This is a genomic window from Streptomyces sp. NPDC087263 (assembly GCF_044744645.1).
Lineage (GTDB): Bacteria > Actinomycetota > Actinomycetes > Streptomycetales > Streptomycetaceae > Streptomyces.
Window position 1 is genome coordinate 104,561 of the sequence record NZ_JBIUYT010000016.1, and the last position, 14,723, is coordinate 119,283.

The following is a 14,723-nucleotide window of genomic DNA, read 5'->3' on the forward strand; positions in this document are numbered from 1 at the left end:
GGACCCCCTCCCCCTCGCTCAGCCGCCCACGTACGCCGCGAGGTGCTCGCCGGTGAGGGTGGAGCGGGCGGCGACGAGGTCGGCGGGGGCGCCCTCGAAGACGATCTTGCCGCCGTCGTGGCCCGCGCCGGGGCCGAGGTCGATGATCCAGTCGGCGTGTGCCATGACCGCCTGGTGGTGCTCGACGACGATGACCGACTTGCCGGAGTCGACGAGCCGGTCGAGCAGGCCGAGCAGCTGCTCGACGTCGGCGAGGTGGAGCCCCGCGGTCGGCTCGTCGAGGACGTAGACCCCGCCCTTCTCGCCCATGTGGGTGGCCAGCTTGAGCCGCTGCCGCTCGCCGCCGGACAGCGTGGTGAGCGGCTGTCCGAGGCTGAGGTAGCCGAGCCCGACGTCGGCGAGCCGGCGGAGAATGGCGTGCGCGGCCGGCGTACGCGCCTCGCCCGCGCCGAAGAACTCCTCGGCCTCGGTCACCGACATCGCGAGAACCTCGCTGATGTCACGCCCGCCGAAGTGGTACTCGAGGACCGACGCGTCGAACCGCTTTCCCTCGCAGTCCTCGCAGGGGGTGGCGACGCCGGCCATCATCCCCAGGTCGGTGTAGATCACGCCGGCGCCGTTGCAGGTCGGGCAGGCACCCTCGGAGTTGGCGCTGAACAGCGCCGGCTTGACGCCGTTGGCCTTGGCGAACGCCTTGCGGATCGGTTCGAGCAGCCCCGTGTACGTAGCCGGGTTGCTCCGCCGCGAGCCGCGGATCGCGCCCTGGTCGACCGACACCACACCCTCGCCGGCCGGGATCGACCCGTGCACCAGCGAACTCTTGCCGGAGCCCGCGACGCCGGTGACGACGGCCAGTACCCCGAGCGGGATGTCGACGTCGACACCCTGCAGGTTGTGCGTCGACGCGCCCCGGATCTCCAGCGTCCCGGTGGGCTTGCGCACCGATTCCTTGAGGGTGGCCCGGTCGTCGAAATGGCGGCCGGTGACGGTGCCGCCGGTCCGTAGCCCCTCGACGGTGCCCTCGAAGCAGACGGTGCCGCCCCCCGTACCGGCGCCGGGGCCGAGGTCGACGACGTGGTCGGCGATGGCGATCGTCTCCGGCTTGTGCTCGACGACGAGGACCGTGTTGCCCTTGTCGCGCAGCCGCAGCAGCAGGTCGTTCATCCGCTGGATGTCATGCGGGTGCAGGCCGATGGTGGGCTCGTCGAAGATGTAGGTGACGTCGGTGAGCGAGGAGCCGAGGTGGCGGATCATCTTGACGCGCTGTGCCTCACCGCCCGACAGCGTGCCGGAGGGCCGGTCGAGCGAGAGGTAGCCGAGGCCGATCTCCACGAACGAGTCGAGGGTCTGTTGCAGCGCGGTGAGCAGCGGTGCCACCGACGGTTCGTCGAGGCCGCGGATCCACTTGGCCAGGTCGCGGATCTCCATCGCGCAGGCGTCGGCGATGCTGATCCGCTTGATCTTCGAGGACCGGGCCCCCTCGCTGAGCCGGGTGCCGTCGCACTCGGGGCAGGTGGTGAAGGTGACCGCCCGCTCCACGAACGCCCGGATGTGCGGCTGGAGCGCCTCCTTGTCCTTGGACAGGAACGACTTCTGGATCTTGGGGATCAGCCCCTCGTAGGTGAGGTTGACACCGTTGACCTTGACCTTGACTGGCTCCCCGTAGAGGAAGTCCCGCAACTCCTTCTTGGTGTACTCGCGGATCGGCTTGTCCGGGTCGACGAAGCCGGACTGGGCGTAGACCTGCACGGTCCACTGGCTGTCCGACTTCCAGCCGGGGATGGTGAAGGCGCCCTCGGCGAGCGACTTGGAGTCGTCGTAGAGCTGCGTGAGGTCGATGTCGGAGACCGCGCCCCGGCCCTCGCAGCGCGTACACATGCCGCCGGTGCGGTTGAAGGTCGCCTTCACCGTCTTGGTCTTGGCCTCTCCGCGATCGACGGTGATCCCACCGCTCGCCCGGACCGAGGCGGTGTTGAAGGAGTACGCGCTGGGAGGGCCGATGTACGGCTTGCCGAGCCGGCTGAAGAGGATGCGCAGCATCGCGTTGGCGTCGGTGGCGGTGCCGACCGTGGAGCGAGGGTCGACGCCCATCCGCTGCTGGTCGACGGTGATCACGGTGGTCAGTCCGTCGAGGACGTCGACCTCGGGCCGCGCAAGCGTCGGCATGAAGCCCTGTAGGAAGGCGCTGTAGGTCTCGTTGATCAGCCGCTGCGACTCCGCGGCGATCGTGTTGAACACCAGCGAGCTCTTGCCCGAGCCGGAGACGCCGGTGAACACCGTCAGCCGGCGCTTCGGGATCTCGATGCTGACGTCCTTGAGGTTGTTCACGCGCGCGCCGTGCACGCGGATCATGTCGTGGCTGTCGGCGACGTGCGGCGCAGGCGACTGCGTGTCCCTCTTCGTGACCATGCTTATCGCGTCTCCATCTGTTGGGCGGGCCGCCTTCGCGGTCTCCGTCGTCGCCTGGCTCGGATCTGACCGGCTTCGAGCAGTACGTCTGGTTCTACTTCGTCGGCGCCTTCGCGGGCAACGGTCCGGCGGCTGTCCGGTCAGCGGTCTCGGCCGGAGTCACGCGCCCGGCCGAGGCGTCGGACCGACCAGTGGTACGCCGTGGCCCGCACACACTGGCCGAACGGGTGTGCGAGTCTAACCGGCGTACGCGACGAAACGCTCTCCCCCGCTCCTGCGGCAGCGCTCCCACGCCAGGCGTGGGGCGGGGGCAGGCAGTCAGCGGTCCTGAAGCAGCCCGAGGACGTTGCCGTCGGGGTCGACGACCGCGGCCACCAGACGGCCGCCACCGACGTCGTGCGCGGGCTCCTTCACGGTGGCCCCCGCGGCGATCACCTCGGCCAGCTTCACCTCGATGTCCGGCACGTGCCAGTAGGCCACCGGTGCGTCCATGCCCTGCGATCCCCCGCCCGGGACCAGCCCGATGTGCTGGCCCTCGGCCTCGAAGCCGACGTAGTAGGACTCGTCGGTCGTCGGCGCCACGCCGAGCAGGGCGGCGTACACCGCCTTGGCCTTCGTCAGGTCGGACACGGGATGCAGCACGGTCTTGATTCCCTGGGTGGCTGAGCTGGTCATGGTCACTCCTGAAGTCATGGGTCACATCGACCCGGTGGGCCTGTCGGGCCCGGAGTCGGGCTCGGAGACGAACTCACGTGAACCGTGATGTCCATGACTTTCACGCTAGCTCCGGCACGATGACCGGCGCTTCTCGAATCCTGACCGGTCTGTTCGGCTGTCCCCGCCGCGTGCGGGGACAAGCCGGAGGCGCTGGCGTCGGGACAGCAAAAGGCGCGCGTCCACCCGCCGAAAGGCGGACGGACGCGCGCCCGGACGATCACCCGCTCACTGCGACCGCTCCTCCAGGATCTGTCCCAGGATCAGATCAGGCGGCCGCCGGTTCAGGGCTGGTGTCCTCGACCTCCGACTCGGCGAGGTTCACCTTGGGCCGGCCACCGCGCAGCACCAGCCCCGCGAGCAGGCAGGACACCAGCGCGGCACAGGCGCAGACCACGAAGCCGACGGAGTAGCCGTGGCCGAGCGCGTCCAGAGCCAGCGGCACCGCGCCCCCAGGCGGCGATTGCGGCGGCAGCGAGTTCACGGCGAGCGGCCCGCCCGCCGCCGCGACCTGTCCGGCAGCGGCCTTGACCCCTTCCGGCAGCGGCGACGTGGCCAGGGAGTTGCCGAACTCGCTCGCGGCGCGGCTGAGGGCGATCGCGCCGATGACGGCCGGCCCCAGGGTGAATCCGAGGTCGCGCAGCTGGCTGGTGGTCGCGCTGGCCATGCCGGCGAGGCGTACGGGCACGGTGTTCACGGCGGTCGCGGTGATCGACGAGACGGCGAGGGTGAAGCCCATGCCGACGAGGATCAGCGGCACGATCAGTGAAGGCAGCGCCCGGTCCGTGATCGACAACCGGGCGAGGAGCACATCGCCGACCGCTATCAGCAGGAAGCCGCTGCTCAGCAGCCACCGTGCGGCGACTCGGGCGAGGAGCACGGCGGTGATCGGAGCCAGCACCATGGTGGGTCCGTTGGTGAGCAGGAAGGCCACCGAGGTACGCAGCGGGCTCTGGTGCTGGATCGGGCCGAGCCGGATGCTGAGTGCGTAGCAGGTACCGATGAAGCTGAACATGCCGACCACCGCGACCACTGAGGACAGCGCGAACGCACGGTGCTTGAACAGGTGCAGCTGCAACAGCGGGGCACGGGAGCGCATTTCGACCACGATGAACAGCGTCAGGAAGACGGCCGCGACCAGGAAGCCCAGGACGACACCGGCGGAGTCCCAGCCGTCCGAGGGGCCCTGGATGACGGCGTACAGGAGCGCGAAAAGGCCGATGGCTATGGCGAGTTGGCCCTTGACGTCGAGGGAGCGGCCGAGCGGCGCGCTCGAGTCCTGCGCGATGAAGCCCACTGCCGCGGTGACCACGCCGATCATGGCGACGATGATGAGTGCCCAGCGCCACGAGCCGTAGTTGGCCGTGATGCCGCCGAGCAGTGGCGCGACGAAGCCGCCGCCCGCGAGGCTGGCCGACCAGGCGGCGATCGCCGTGGCGCGCTGCCTGTTGGTGCGCGTGCCGACGGCGATCATGGCGAGGGAGCTGGGGAAGATCGCCGCGGCGCCGACGCCGACCAGCGCCTGGCCGGCCCACAGGAGGTGGACGCTGTTCGCCGCGGCCGAGGCCGCCTCACCGGCCGCCATCAGCAGCGCTCCGCCGATCAGCAGCCGCTTGCGTCCGAACAGGTCGCCGAACACGCCGAAGGTCAGCCCAAGTACCGCGACCGGAAGCAGAGTTGCGGACGAAATCCAGGTCAGCTGTGACCCGGTGGTGTCAAGGTCGGTCTGGAAGAGTCCGTTGAGCGTGGCGGGGATCGCGAGGCCGGTCTGAGCGAGGCAGACGGCGAGACAGCCGGCGATCAGCGTGGCCACGGGGAGGCCTCTGCCGGCGACTGGTGGGCTCGTGGTGTCGGTCATGCCGCATCCAAGGGTTGTCGGGAAGGGCTGAAGGTGCACCTGCGGTCGCCGCAGGCAGAGGCGGGGGGCTGTCCGGCGGATCGGGCCGGAGGGAAACAACGGGGTGGGCAGCGCCCGCGATCAGGACGCCTGGGGCGCCTGTTCGATGGGAACGTTGCCGCGGAAGACCCCTTCGGGGTCCAGTCGGCTCTTGATGCGCCGCAGCCGCTCGTAGGTCCGGGGCGGGTAGACGCTGCGGACGCGATCCGGCTCGGCGTCGAAGAAGTTGATGTATCCGGCGTCGGAACCGACGCTGTCCATCGCGGTGTAGGTGTCGCGGGCCCATCCGATGTGCGTCTCGGTTCCCGCCGGGTCGGTCCATGCCGCGACGACGTTGAGGATGTACGCGGCGTCGCGGTGCGCGAAGGCGGTCGCGTCCGCGGGCACCCTGCTCGCGGCTCCGCCGAGGCGCAGCACCTCGATCTGCGAGTGCTGTCCGGGCAGCCGTCGGCCTGCCTCCAGCAGGGCCTTGATCGCGGTTTCGTCGACGCGGTCGAGGTAGCGGGACTTGTTGTAGTTGCGGCGTCCGTGCGGATGGAGGTCGTCCTGCATGGACTGCACGGCGACGTAGGGCATCCGCACCACGGAACTCACCACGGGCGCGCCCTTGTTGACGAGCAGCCCTATCGGCTCGGCTCCGGCGTCCAGATCTCCCGACCACACCGCGTTGATCATGACGACCGGTCGGCCGACGACCTCCGGCGGTACGCCGGGTATCGGCGGCGCCGCGCAGATGATGCAGATGGCGGTCAGCTCGTCCGGAGCGGCCTCCATGGTGGAGACGTAGTGCGCCAGCGACTGCGGGAGGTCGTCGAGCAGGAAGATCGCCTGCCCGAGCAGAACGTCCGTGAGGGGGTGGGTGGCCAGCGTGAACTCGGTGACGACACCGAAGTTGCCACCCCCGCCGCGCAGCGCCCAGAGCAGGTCGGCGTCCGCCCCCTCTCCCGCGTGGACGACCGTGCCGTCGGCCGTGACGACCTCCGCGCCCGTGATGTTGTCGCAGGTCAGCCCATAGTTGCGGAAGGTCCAGCCGAATCCGCCGCCCAGCGCGAGACCACCGAGGCCGGTGTGCGAGACGACTCCCGCGGGGACGACACGGCCGATGGAGGCGGCCTTCTTGTCCACGTCGCCCAGCAGGCAGCCGCCGCCCGCCCGGATGCTCGTACCGTCATCGTCGACGACGACCGATCGCATCCGGGACAGATCCACCACGACACCCTCGTCGCAGACGGCCAGTCCCGCGACCTGATGTCCTCCGCCGCGTACGGAGAGGGGGACCTGCGCCGTCCGGGCCGCGCGGACGACCAGCGCGACGTCGGCGGTCGACTCGCAGTAGGCGATCACGGCGGGACGCTTGTCGACGGTGGCGTTCCAGACACGGCGCGCCTGCTCGTAGGCCGGGTCCGAGGGGAGTACCACCGTTCCTTCGAACTGGCCGTCCAGCGAGGCAAGAATGCTGCCGACGGGCTGAGAGATGTCCATGCGCTGCGTACGCTCCTCAGGTCGTGATGCTCTCTCTCGGTGGTCTCGAGGGGGGTGGTTCGGGTCAGCGGCCGCGCGCCGGGACCGTGGCCATCGCTTCCTTGTCCACGGGTTTGCGGCTGGCGACCACGGTCAGGCCGGCCAGCACTCCGAGGGCCACGGCGACCGGTCCCCAGGGCGCGCCGCGGGGCAGGTCCAGCCAGTGGTCGATGCTCCACCTGCCGGGTCCGCAGAAGCCGACCGCGATGACACCGGCCAGGATCATCAGCTCGAACTCGAAGCCGTGCTTCTTGCCGTCAAGGCCGTTGCGCAGGTGGAGCGCCGTGACGTTGGTGAGTACGCCGGTGAGCATGGCCGTGCCCAGGACGCTCAGCGCGCCCGTGCCCAGCAGCACGGCGCCGGTGGTCTCGGTGACGCCGGCGACGAGGGCCATCAGCCGCGGCGGCCGGAAACCCTGGGCGCCGAAGAACTTCTCGGCGCGGTCGAGTCCGCCGCCGTCCCACCAGCCGAAGAGCTTCTGAGTGCCGTGGAAGGCCATGATCACGGCGATGACGAGGCGGAGTTCGAGCAGCCCGAACGAGGCGGCGGTGCCCATCAGTTGGCCGTTGGGTTCGGTGCCTCGCCGAACTGCGGCAGCACCTCGTCCAGGAAGAGGTCGAGCGACCGGCCGGACTCCGCGGCCGTCATGAAGCCGAAGTTGAAGAGCAGCGACATGTGCCGGACCCCCACCTCGGCGAAGGCGTTGATCTGCTCGGCGACCGTCGCGGGACTGCCGACGATCATCGCGCGCTGCAGGAACTCGTCCGGGTTCTGCGGGGACACCCCGACGACGCTCTTGAGGTGGGCGCTGTCCTTGATGTCGCCGGTCATGGAGAAGCTCTTCTTCTGGTGGGCGCCCATCTCCTCCATGCGGGCCCGCGCGAACGCGACGGCCTCCTCGTCGGTCTCGCGGACGATCACCTGCTTCTGCACGAGGCTCCAGTCCAGGCGTTCTTCGATGAACTCCTGGCCGTGCCCGGCTTCGGCGAGCGCGTCGGCGTACAGCTTGAGCCGGGGGCCGATGACGTCGGCGGTCTCCCGGGCGGTGAACAGGTACCAGCCCTTGCGGCCGGTCCACAGGACGCCCTCGTCGTTCTGCGTCGCCCGCGCGAACTTCGGCCGGGAGGCGTGGTAGGCGGCCGGCATGATCCTGGTGCGCAGCGACCCCTTCTCGAAGGCGGTCGCCCACTCGTAGGGCGGATCCTCCGGCTTCTTGTCGAGCGCCCGCTCCATGATCTCGAGGTTGTGCATCATCTGCTCGTGGCGTACGGAGGGGTCGCGTCCCAGACCGGCGTACTCGACGGGAGATCCGCCGGCCGCGAAGCCGACGATGAGGTTGCCACGGGTCATGATGTCGAGCAGATTGCAGCTTTGCGCAAGGCGCATCGGGTTGTGCAGCGTCGGGACGGCCACGGCCAGGAGGAACATCGTGCCGTCGGGCACCTGGGAGCTCAGGTGGGAGGCCAGCATGAAGTTGTTGCCGTAGGTGTTGTAGCCGGAGAAGTGGTGCTCGGTGAGCGCGACGCCCTGAACACCCGCCCGGGTGGCGCGGACGGCCTGGTCGACCGTCGTCTCGATGATGGAGACGTCCTCCTCGGCTCCACGGGTCTGGGGGTTCAGGTAGATCGAGAACCGCATGGCGGGGACTCCTTCTGCAGTTTTTAAAGCGGTTGCATTGAGTGGTACCACGCGTCATACAGGCGGTCAACGGTTATTGCAGACCTACGGCTTGACACTGGGAGCCACCCCTGGACATCATCATGCAACCGGTTGAATACCGATTTCGGTGAAACGCAACGACGCGAGACCGAGGAGCCACACAGATGACGGACATCATCTTCATCAATTGTTTCGAGGTCCCCGTGGGGCGGGAGGACGCGTTCCTCGCCCTGTGGGCGGAGATCGACGACTACATGCTCAAGAAGCCCGGGTTCCAGTGGCGCAAGCTGCACCGCTCACTGGATTCGACGACCCGCCTGCGGTACGTGAACGTGGCCGGCTGGGAGTCGGCCGAGCTGTTCGACGCCGCCCACGACGGGGAGTTCCGCCGGATGCAGTCGCAACGGCAGTGGCAGGAGTTCCCCGCCCTTCCCTCGCTGTACACCGTCGAGAAGGAGACCCACGCGGCCTCCCCCTCCGACGCCGTTCTCTGACATGACCTTCGGCTTCCCCGAAGCTTCGGGACATGTGATCGCCGCTCGTGACATCAGCCCCGTCAGCGTGCCCGGGCATGCGTTCCGGATCCTCGCCGACGGTTCAGGAACCGGGGGTGCCTACAGCCTGACGGAGGCAGAGAGCCCGAAGGGCGCGATGGTCCCTTGCCACGTCCATGACGAGGCGGTGGAGTGCTTCTACGTGCTGGACGGGACCTACCGGCTCACGGTCAGCGATGCCTCGTACGAGATCGGCCCGGGCGGATTCCTGCTGGTGCCCCGGGGCGCGCCCCATCAGTTCGAGGTGCTCGACGGACAGGCGCGTGCCCTGGTCCTGTTCGCCCCGGCGGGCTTCGAGGAGGTCTTCCGGCGTATGCCCGAGATCTTCGGCACCTCCGGAGAGCCGGGCCCGCTGTGGGCCCAGGTCAACCAGCAGGCCGGCACCCGCCTGTTGGACGGCTCGGGACCGGGACCCGCCGCCCTCGTACGCCCCGGCGGCGAATCAACTGCCGGTCAGGAGGCGACCCTGGCGGATTCCACGGCCACGCACACGGACCTGCGGATCCTGCTGCGCGACGGCGACAACATCAACACGAGTTGGACACCCGAGCCCGACACGACCGCGGTCTACGTGCTGTCCGGCCGCTACCGCTTCGATCTGCCCGACAGCCAAGTGACCGTCGGCGAGGGCGAATACCTCTCGCTCACGAGCCCATCGCACGCACCGGCGGTGGCCCTCGCCCATGGAAGCCGCGCGCTCGTCCTGAGCCTCGGCCACTGACACGTCAGGAGCCTCCGTGACACTCTCCGCCATCGAGAAGGCGCTGAACGACCCCACACTGTCCGAGCAGGAACGCTCCAACATCCAATTCGTCCTCAAGTTCCGTGCGTTGCCGTTCGCGGAACGCAGCAACTACACCGTCGAGGGCTTCCGTCCGTCCCGCATGGGCATGGCGAACCTGGGCGAACTCAACACCGGAGAAGGTCCGAACTACACCGCGGACTCGATTCCCGACCGCGAGGACGACATTCTCGACATCATCGCCAAGGGTGACCGGGTGTGGGCGACCTGGCTGATCCGGGGCACGCACGGCGGTGCCCTCTACGGAATCCCGGCGACCGGCAACAAGGTCGAGGTCCTCGAAGTCGGACAGTGGCGGATCCAGGACGATCTCATCGCCGAGGCCTGGTTCTTCGTCGACGAACTCGCGCTCGTCCGCCAGTTGGGGGTGTGGCCCGAGCCGGTCACCGCCGAGAAGGAGAACTGAGATGCCCACTGCTTTCGATCCGATCGATCTCGGCGGCCGCCGTCTGCCCAACCGCATAGTTATGGCCCCGATGAGCCGCAGCCGGGCGTACGGTCCGGCGGCCTGCCCAGGGCCCTCGACGGCGGAGTACTACCGCCAGCGCGCCTCGGCCGGCCTGATCGTCTCCGAGGGGATCCAGCCGTCGGCGATGGCGCAGGGCTATCCCGCGACGCCGGGTATCTACTCGGCGGAGCAGGTCCACGCCTGGCGTGCCGTCACCGAAGCGGTGCACAAGGCCGACGGCACCATCTTCGCGCAGCTGATGCACGCGGGCAGGATCGGACATCCCATCCTGCTGCCGGACGGCCGGACTCCCGTCGGCCCCTCCGCGATCGCCGCGGACGCCAAGGTGTTCACGCCTCAGGGCCCCAAGGCCTGCGTACAGCCTCGCGAGCTCAGCGAGGACGAGATCGCCGCAACGATCGAGGACTTCGCCACCGCGGCCCGCAACGCCATGGCCGCCGGCTTCGACGGCGTCGAACTGCACGGCGCCAACGGCTTCCTGATCCACCAGTTCCTCTCCCCCCACTCCAACAAACGCACCGACAACTGGGGCGCGTCGACCACGAACCGCATCCGCTTCGCGGTCGAGGTGACCAAGGCGGTGGCCGGTGCGATCGGCGCGGACCGGGTGGGGATCCAGCTCTCCCCCGGCAACCCGTACAACGACATGGTCGAGGTCGACTGCTCGGGGACGTACGGCGCTCTGGTCACCGCCCTCGACGGATTCGGCCTCGCCTATCTCGCCCTGGCGGAGGGACCCGACCGCGAACTCACCCGGCAGCTGCGCGGGCTGTGGTCGAGCGTGTTCGTCCTCAACCCGTTCACCGCGCCCAGGACAACGGAGCCCGAGCAACTGGCACTTGTGGCGGACGGCACCGCCGACATGCTGTCGTTCGGTGCCCTGTTCCTCGCCAACCCCGACCTGCCGCGCCGCCTGGCCGAGGGCGGCCCGTTCAACACCGCCGACCCCTCGACGTACTACGGCGGCGACGACCGCGGCTACATCGACTACCCGTTCCTGGACGGCACGCAGCCGGTGGCCACCGCTTCGGAGGGCGTCGCCCGGAGTCGGCCAACGACATAGGGAACAGCTGGGAAACACATAGAATCCGTCCACCGCAATCGCACATCAGAGGTGTTGGAGACAATGGCTGACCGGTCCACCATCCGGGATGTGGCGCGGGTCGCCGGGGTCTCCGCCTCGACCGTCTCCAGGGTCTTCACCTCCCCCGACCTCTTCCGCGAGGAAACCCGGCTCAAGGTGTACGCCGCGGCCGAGGAACTGCGCTACGTCCCCAGCAAGGCGGCCACGGCTCTCACCACCGGCAGGACCGGGAACATCGGCCTCGTCGTCCCCAACCTCGCCAACCCGCTCTTCCCCGAGATGGTCAAGGCCGCCCAGCATCAGGCGCGCCGGCACAATCTGGCGGCCCTGCTGGGTGACAGCGACGACGACGCGGACGACGAGGAGAAGCTGATCCACGCCCTGTCCAAGGACGTGGACGGGCTGCTTCTCTTCTCCTCCCTGCTACGGGACGAGCAGATCGAATCGGCCGGCGGTCTGCGCCCGACGGTCTTCGTGAACCGGCGTGTCGAGGGCTATCCCTGCGTCCTCGTCGACGCCCTTCAGGGCATGCGGCTGCTCACCCAGTACCTGAGCAACCTCGGCCACACCGGCGCGCTCTACCTCGCGGGGCCGACCAACTCGTGGGCCGCGCGGGACCGGCGGAGCGCCATAGTGGCGGCCGGTGAGGAGACCGGGCTTCAGATAGACGTCACCACGGCGAACCGCCCCTCGTTCGAATCCGGCACGCTGGCGGCCGAGAAGTTGGTACGTTCGCCGCTGCCGTCGGCCGTCGTGTGCTTCAACGACGTCATGGCGCTGGGTCTGACCGCCCGCCTGCTCGAATTCGGCGTCCGGGTCCCCGAGCAGGTCAGCGTGGTGGGCTGGGGCGGAACGCAGCTCGCCAGTTACACCACTCCGGCCGTCACCACCATGGCCGTCCCGCTGAGCAGACTGGGCAGCGTGGCCGTCGACCAACTGCTGCCGGCGCAGAGCGGCCTGCCGCTCGGCGAGCCGGAGCCGGTCAGCCTGGAAGTCACCCTCGTCGCACGGGCGACGACCGGCCGCGCGCGCTCTCGCTGACGGGCGCCGCGGTCGAGTTCCGTACCACCAGATCCACCGGCAGCGGGACCGTCTCGACCACCGGCGCCCCGTCGCCGCCGAGCCGGTCCAACAGCAGCCGCTGACCGTGCCGTTCAGCAACATCCGCCACTGTACGGCCGAGCACATGGTCCGTTCCCAGGCGACCTCGCCGCACACCTTGATGGCCATCGAGGTCGATCCCGACGGCCGACGGCGTGGACGGGACACCCCGCGCGGCAGCGGCGACCTGGTGGGAGACGGAAGGCTTCGGCCTGACATATCTGCCTTTCGTCGCCAGGGCGGTGGTGGACGCCGCTGGTCGCCCTCCCCCATCCGAACACCGGTGAGCCCTTTCCAACATGGCTGGGGATGATTGCTGGGTTGGCGTGGCAGAACGACGAAGCTCCTGGTAGATGGGGTGTCGACCAAGATCGACCTTCGCGGCCAGGAGCTCCGCGTGCTTGTCTGCCCGTCCGGGCTGAACCTGTCCACCTTCCGCACTGCGGCTGCGGCTGCGGCTGCGGCTGGAGCTGGAGCTGACCGCTCGGCGGCGACGGATCGGCACCCGCCGGCGTCGACTCACTTGCGGCCGACAGGCGTTGATGACCCTGGCCCACCTGCTCCGCGGTCACGCCTTCGCCCAACGCGCGGCCGGGTTCGGCGTCGGCCCGGCCACCGCCCACCGCTACGTCACCGAGGCCGTGGACGTCCTGGCCATCCTCGCCCCCACCCTCCAGCAGGCCATGGCGGTGGCCGCACGCAAGGCGTTCGTGATCCTGGACGGAACCCTGCCGCCCATCGACCGCATCGCGGCCGACCGCCCTTCTATTCCGGCAAGCACCGCAAGCACCGCAAGCTCCGCATGAACGTCCAAGTCCTCACCGACCCGTTCGGGAAGCTCATCTGGGCTTCGCCGGCCCTAGCGGGCGCGGTCCACGACATCCGGACAACCCCCTCCCACGGCCTGCTCGACGCCCTCAACACCGGCGGCATCCGGTGCTGGACCGACAAGGCGTACCGGGGCTCCGGCCCCGCCGTCCGCGTTCCCTTCCGCGGCCGCTGGAACAAGCTCTCCGCCAAGAAGAAGGCCCGCAACCGCGCCCACGCGAAGATCCGCGCACTCGGCGAACAGGCCCTGGCCACCCTCAAGTCCTGGCGCCTGCTGCGGAAGCTCCGCTGCAGCACCACCCGCATCACGACCTCGTCAAGGCCGTCCTCACTCTGGAGCTGACCGCCTCAACCTGAGGAGGAAGCCTCACTACCTCCTATACTCCTGGCGTGTCTGATACGTCGAACCTCCTCCATATTTCGTCCGTGCTCAACCGACAGTCGATCGCCCAGCATGGCCTGGACTGGACCCGGATGGGCGCCGCACCGGGAATCGCCGGCAGCCGCCGTCCTGAAGTGGAGGGGATCTTCGTCTGTCAGGGCGAGGAAACAGCAGATTTCTTCCTTCAAATCAACAACACCGGTGGGCCGGTTGATCTCTGGTCCGTGGACGGCATCGATGAGGGGTTGCTTATCGACAACGGCAACGGATTCGTCTACCTGCCCGGCCGCATACCAGCCGCGCGAGTCCGCCTCGTGCGATCAGACGTTCCTCCGCAGCCTGGGTTTTGACTTCGCGCGGCGGCCTGAAGCTTCGTTGTCCCGTCACCGCAACCCCTCGATCTCACAGCCAGGTTAGAAGGGGCTCGGTGTCGGTGACAACGCCTTGCTGGTGCACCGCAACATCAACCTGGGAGTCGCGCTGGACCTGGACGCCGACTGACTCGTCGTCCCCCTCGTCGAGCACGCCGCGGACGAGCGCCTACGAGCCGTGGCCCACGAGATCTCCGGCCTCTCCGGCCGGGCCCGGGCGCACCGCCTGGAACCGGACGACTTCGCCAAGGGCACCTTCACGATCAGCAATCCGGGCCTGTACGGCACCCTGCTCACCGCCCGATCATCAACCAGCCCCGGGGGGCCATCCTGGCCACGGACGCCGTAGGGCCACGGCCGGTGGCTGCCCCCGACTCCGACAGTTCGTACGGGGTGGTCGTGCACCCGTCGGCAACCTCGCCCTGACCTTCGACCACCGGGTTGTGGACGGGGTTATGCCGGCCGCTTCCCGGCCTCGCTGAAGGAGAGCGTCGAGAACCGGGACTGAGCGAGAGAACTCTGACAGCGCCGGTCAGAAGGTCGGTGTGGGTGCTGTCGACGTCGGCAGCCATGGCGAGCCTCAGTCCGGCCTCGTCCGCGCTGCCGGGCGAGAGGCGGTCAAGATCACGATCTTGAGTTCGGAATCGCCGTCGGTCAGCACATCACAGTCCACTTCCACGAGGCCGGCCTTGGGATGCTCGATCGTCTTGCGGTCCTCGCGGTGCGCAGCCACCGTTCCGCTCGCCCACAGCCGGGCGAATACCGGATTGCCCGCGGTGAGCACCGGACCAGCTCTGCCAGGCGTGCGTCATGCGGAAAGCGACCGGTGGTGCGGCGCAGTCGATCCGGCCTTCGGCATCGGCGTCGGCCTGGACGGCCCGCATGATTCTCTCCCACGTGCCGTCCGCCGACCACCTTCGATGACGGTCGTG

13 protein-coding genes and 3 pseudogenes are annotated in these 14,723 nt (G+C 69.0%); 8 read left to right on the forward strand and 8 right to left on the reverse strand.

What is annotated here, in order from left to right; translation table 11 throughout:
* Positions 1–18: 18 nt before the first annotated feature.
* From ACIPC1_RS37895 to ACIPC1_RS37920, 6 genes are all read right to left on the reverse strand, one after another.
* Positions 19–2,409 (reverse strand): ATP-binding cassette domain-containing protein, encoded by a 2,391-nt coding sequence (locus tag ACIPC1_RS37895; RefSeq protein WP_402525738.1) that lies wholly within the window; start codon positions 2,407–2,409, stop codon positions 19–21.
* Between the two features lie 318 nt (positions 2,410–2,727).
* On the reverse strand, positions 2,728–3,084 hold the full coding sequence (locus tag ACIPC1_RS37900; RefSeq protein WP_402525740.1) for a VOC family protein: 357 nt from the start codon (positions 3,082–3,084) through the stop codon (positions 2,728–2,730).
* Positions 3,085–3,391: 307 nt separating this feature from the next.
* Positions 3,392–4,981, reverse strand: coding sequence for an MFS transporter (locus tag ACIPC1_RS37905; protein WP_402525743.1), 1,590 nt, complete (start codon positions 4,979–4,981; stop codon positions 3,392–3,394).
* A 120-nt stretch (positions 4,982–5,101) separates the two neighbouring features.
* A complete protein-coding gene (locus ACIPC1_RS37910) occupies positions 5,102–6,502 on the reverse strand; it encodes an FAD-binding oxidoreductase (protein WP_402525745.1) in 1,401 nt (466 codons plus the stop codon).
* 64 nt (positions 6,503–6,566) lie between these two features.
* Complete coding sequence (locus tag ACIPC1_RS37915; RefSeq protein ID WP_402525748.1) at positions 6,567–7,097, reverse strand: DoxX family protein; 531 nt, start codon at positions 7,095–7,097, stop codon at positions 6,567–6,569.
* Positions 7,097–8,179, reverse strand: coding sequence for an LLM class flavin-dependent oxidoreductase (locus ACIPC1_RS37920; RefSeq protein WP_402525750.1), 1,083 nt, complete (start codon positions 8,177–8,179; stop codon positions 7,097–7,099). The genes ACIPC1_RS37915 and ACIPC1_RS37920 overlap by 1 nt, the downstream gene beginning before the upstream one ends.
* Before the next feature lie 185 nt (positions 8,180–8,364).
* On the opposite strand from ACIPC1_RS37920, the gene ACIPC1_RS37925 reads away from it, so the two are divergent.
* From ACIPC1_RS37925 to ACIPC1_RS37960, 8 genes and pseudogenes are all read left to right on the forward strand, one after another.
* Positions 8,365–8,694 (forward strand): antibiotic biosynthesis monooxygenase family protein, encoded by a 330-nt coding sequence (locus tag ACIPC1_RS37925; protein WP_402525753.1) that lies wholly within the window; start codon positions 8,365–8,367, stop codon positions 8,692–8,694.
* 1 nt (position 8,695) lies between these two features.
* Positions 8,696–9,475 (forward strand): cupin domain-containing protein, encoded by a 780-nt coding sequence (locus ACIPC1_RS37930; protein ID WP_402525755.1) that lies wholly within the window; start codon positions 8,696–8,698, stop codon positions 9,473–9,475.
* Between the two features lie 16 nt (positions 9,476–9,491).
* Complete coding sequence (locus ACIPC1_RS37935; RefSeq protein WP_402525757.1) at positions 9,492–9,962, forward strand: ester cyclase; 471 nt, start codon at positions 9,492–9,494, stop codon at positions 9,960–9,962.
* 1 nt (position 9,963) lies between these two features.
* Complete coding sequence (locus tag ACIPC1_RS37940) at positions 9,964–11,088, forward strand: alkene reductase (protein ID WP_402525760.1); 1,125 nt, start codon at positions 9,964–9,966, stop codon at positions 11,086–11,088.
* A gap of 63 nt (positions 11,089–11,151) precedes the next feature.
* The gene (locus tag ACIPC1_RS37945; protein ID WP_402525762.1) at positions 11,152–12,150 is read left to right on the forward strand and encodes a LacI family DNA-binding transcriptional regulator; all 999 of its coding nucleotides are present in this window, start codon (positions 11,152–11,154) and stop codon (positions 12,148–12,150) included.
* Positions 12,151–12,607: 457 nt separating this feature from the next.
* Positions 12,608–13,395: pseudogene (locus tag ACIPC1_RS37950) on the forward strand (transposase family protein).
* Positions 13,396–13,428: 33 nt separating this feature from the next.
* Positions 13,429–13,770, forward strand: coding sequence for a hypothetical protein (locus ACIPC1_RS37955; protein WP_402525764.1), 342 nt, complete (start codon positions 13,429–13,431; stop codon positions 13,768–13,770).
* 163 nt (positions 13,771–13,933) lie between these two features.
* Positions 13,934–14,140 (forward strand): annotated as a pseudogene (locus tag ACIPC1_RS37960) (2-oxo acid dehydrogenase subunit E2); the annotation flags it as partial.
* A gap of 231 nt (positions 14,141–14,371) precedes the next feature.
* Here the strand turns inward: ACIPC1_RS37960 and ACIPC1_RS37965 are convergent.
* Both ACIPC1_RS37965 and ACIPC1_RS37970 read right to left on the reverse strand, forming a co-directional pair.
* Positions 14,372–14,575: a hypothetical protein gene (locus ACIPC1_RS37965; RefSeq protein WP_402525766.1), complete on the reverse strand. Its 204-nt coding sequence runs from the start codon at positions 14,573–14,575 to the stop codon at positions 14,372–14,374.
* 51 nt (positions 14,576–14,626) lie between these two features.
* A pseudogene (locus ACIPC1_RS37970) lies at positions 14,627–14,723 on the reverse strand (IS5/IS1182 family transposase); the annotation flags it as partial.

Bases quoted from the DNA above. Each gene is read 5' to 3' on its own strand.
- ACIPC1_RS37895 (WP_402525738.1), bottom strand. From the start codon at position 2,409: ATGGTCACGAAGAGGGACACGCAGTCGCCTGCGCCGCACGTCGCCGAC.
- ACIPC1_RS37900 (WP_402525740.1), bottom strand. From the start codon at position 3,084: ATGACCAGCTCAGCCACCCAGGGAATCAAGACCGTGCTGCATCCCGTG.
- ACIPC1_RS37905 (WP_402525743.1), bottom strand. From the start codon at position 4,981: ATGACCGACACCACGAGCCCACCAGTCGCCGGCAGAGGCCTCCCCGTG.
- ACIPC1_RS37910 (WP_402525745.1), bottom strand. From the start codon at position 6,502: ATGGACATCTCTCAGCCCGTCGGCAGCATTCTTGCCTCGCTGGACGGC.
- ACIPC1_RS37915 (WP_402525748.1), bottom strand. From the start codon at position 7,097: ATGGGCACCGCCGCCTCGTTCGGGCTGCTCGAACTCCGCCTCGTCATC.
- ACIPC1_RS37920 (WP_402525750.1), bottom strand. From the start codon at position 8,179: ATGCGGTTCTCGATCTACCTGAACCCCCAGACCCGTGGAGCCGAGGAG.
- ACIPC1_RS37925 (WP_402525753.1), top strand. From the start codon at position 8,365: ATGACGGACATCATCTTCATCAATTGTTTCGAGGTCCCCGTGGGGCGG.
- ACIPC1_RS37930 (WP_402525755.1), top strand. From the start codon at position 8,696: ATGACCTTCGGCTTCCCCGAAGCTTCGGGACATGTGATCGCCGCTCGT.
- ACIPC1_RS37940 (WP_402525760.1), top strand. From the start codon at position 9,964: ATGCCCACTGCTTTCGATCCGATCGATCTCGGCGGCCGCCGTCTGCCC.
- ACIPC1_RS37945 (WP_402525762.1), top strand. From the start codon at position 11,152: ATGGCTGACCGGTCCACCATCCGGGATGTGGCGCGGGTCGCCGGGGTC.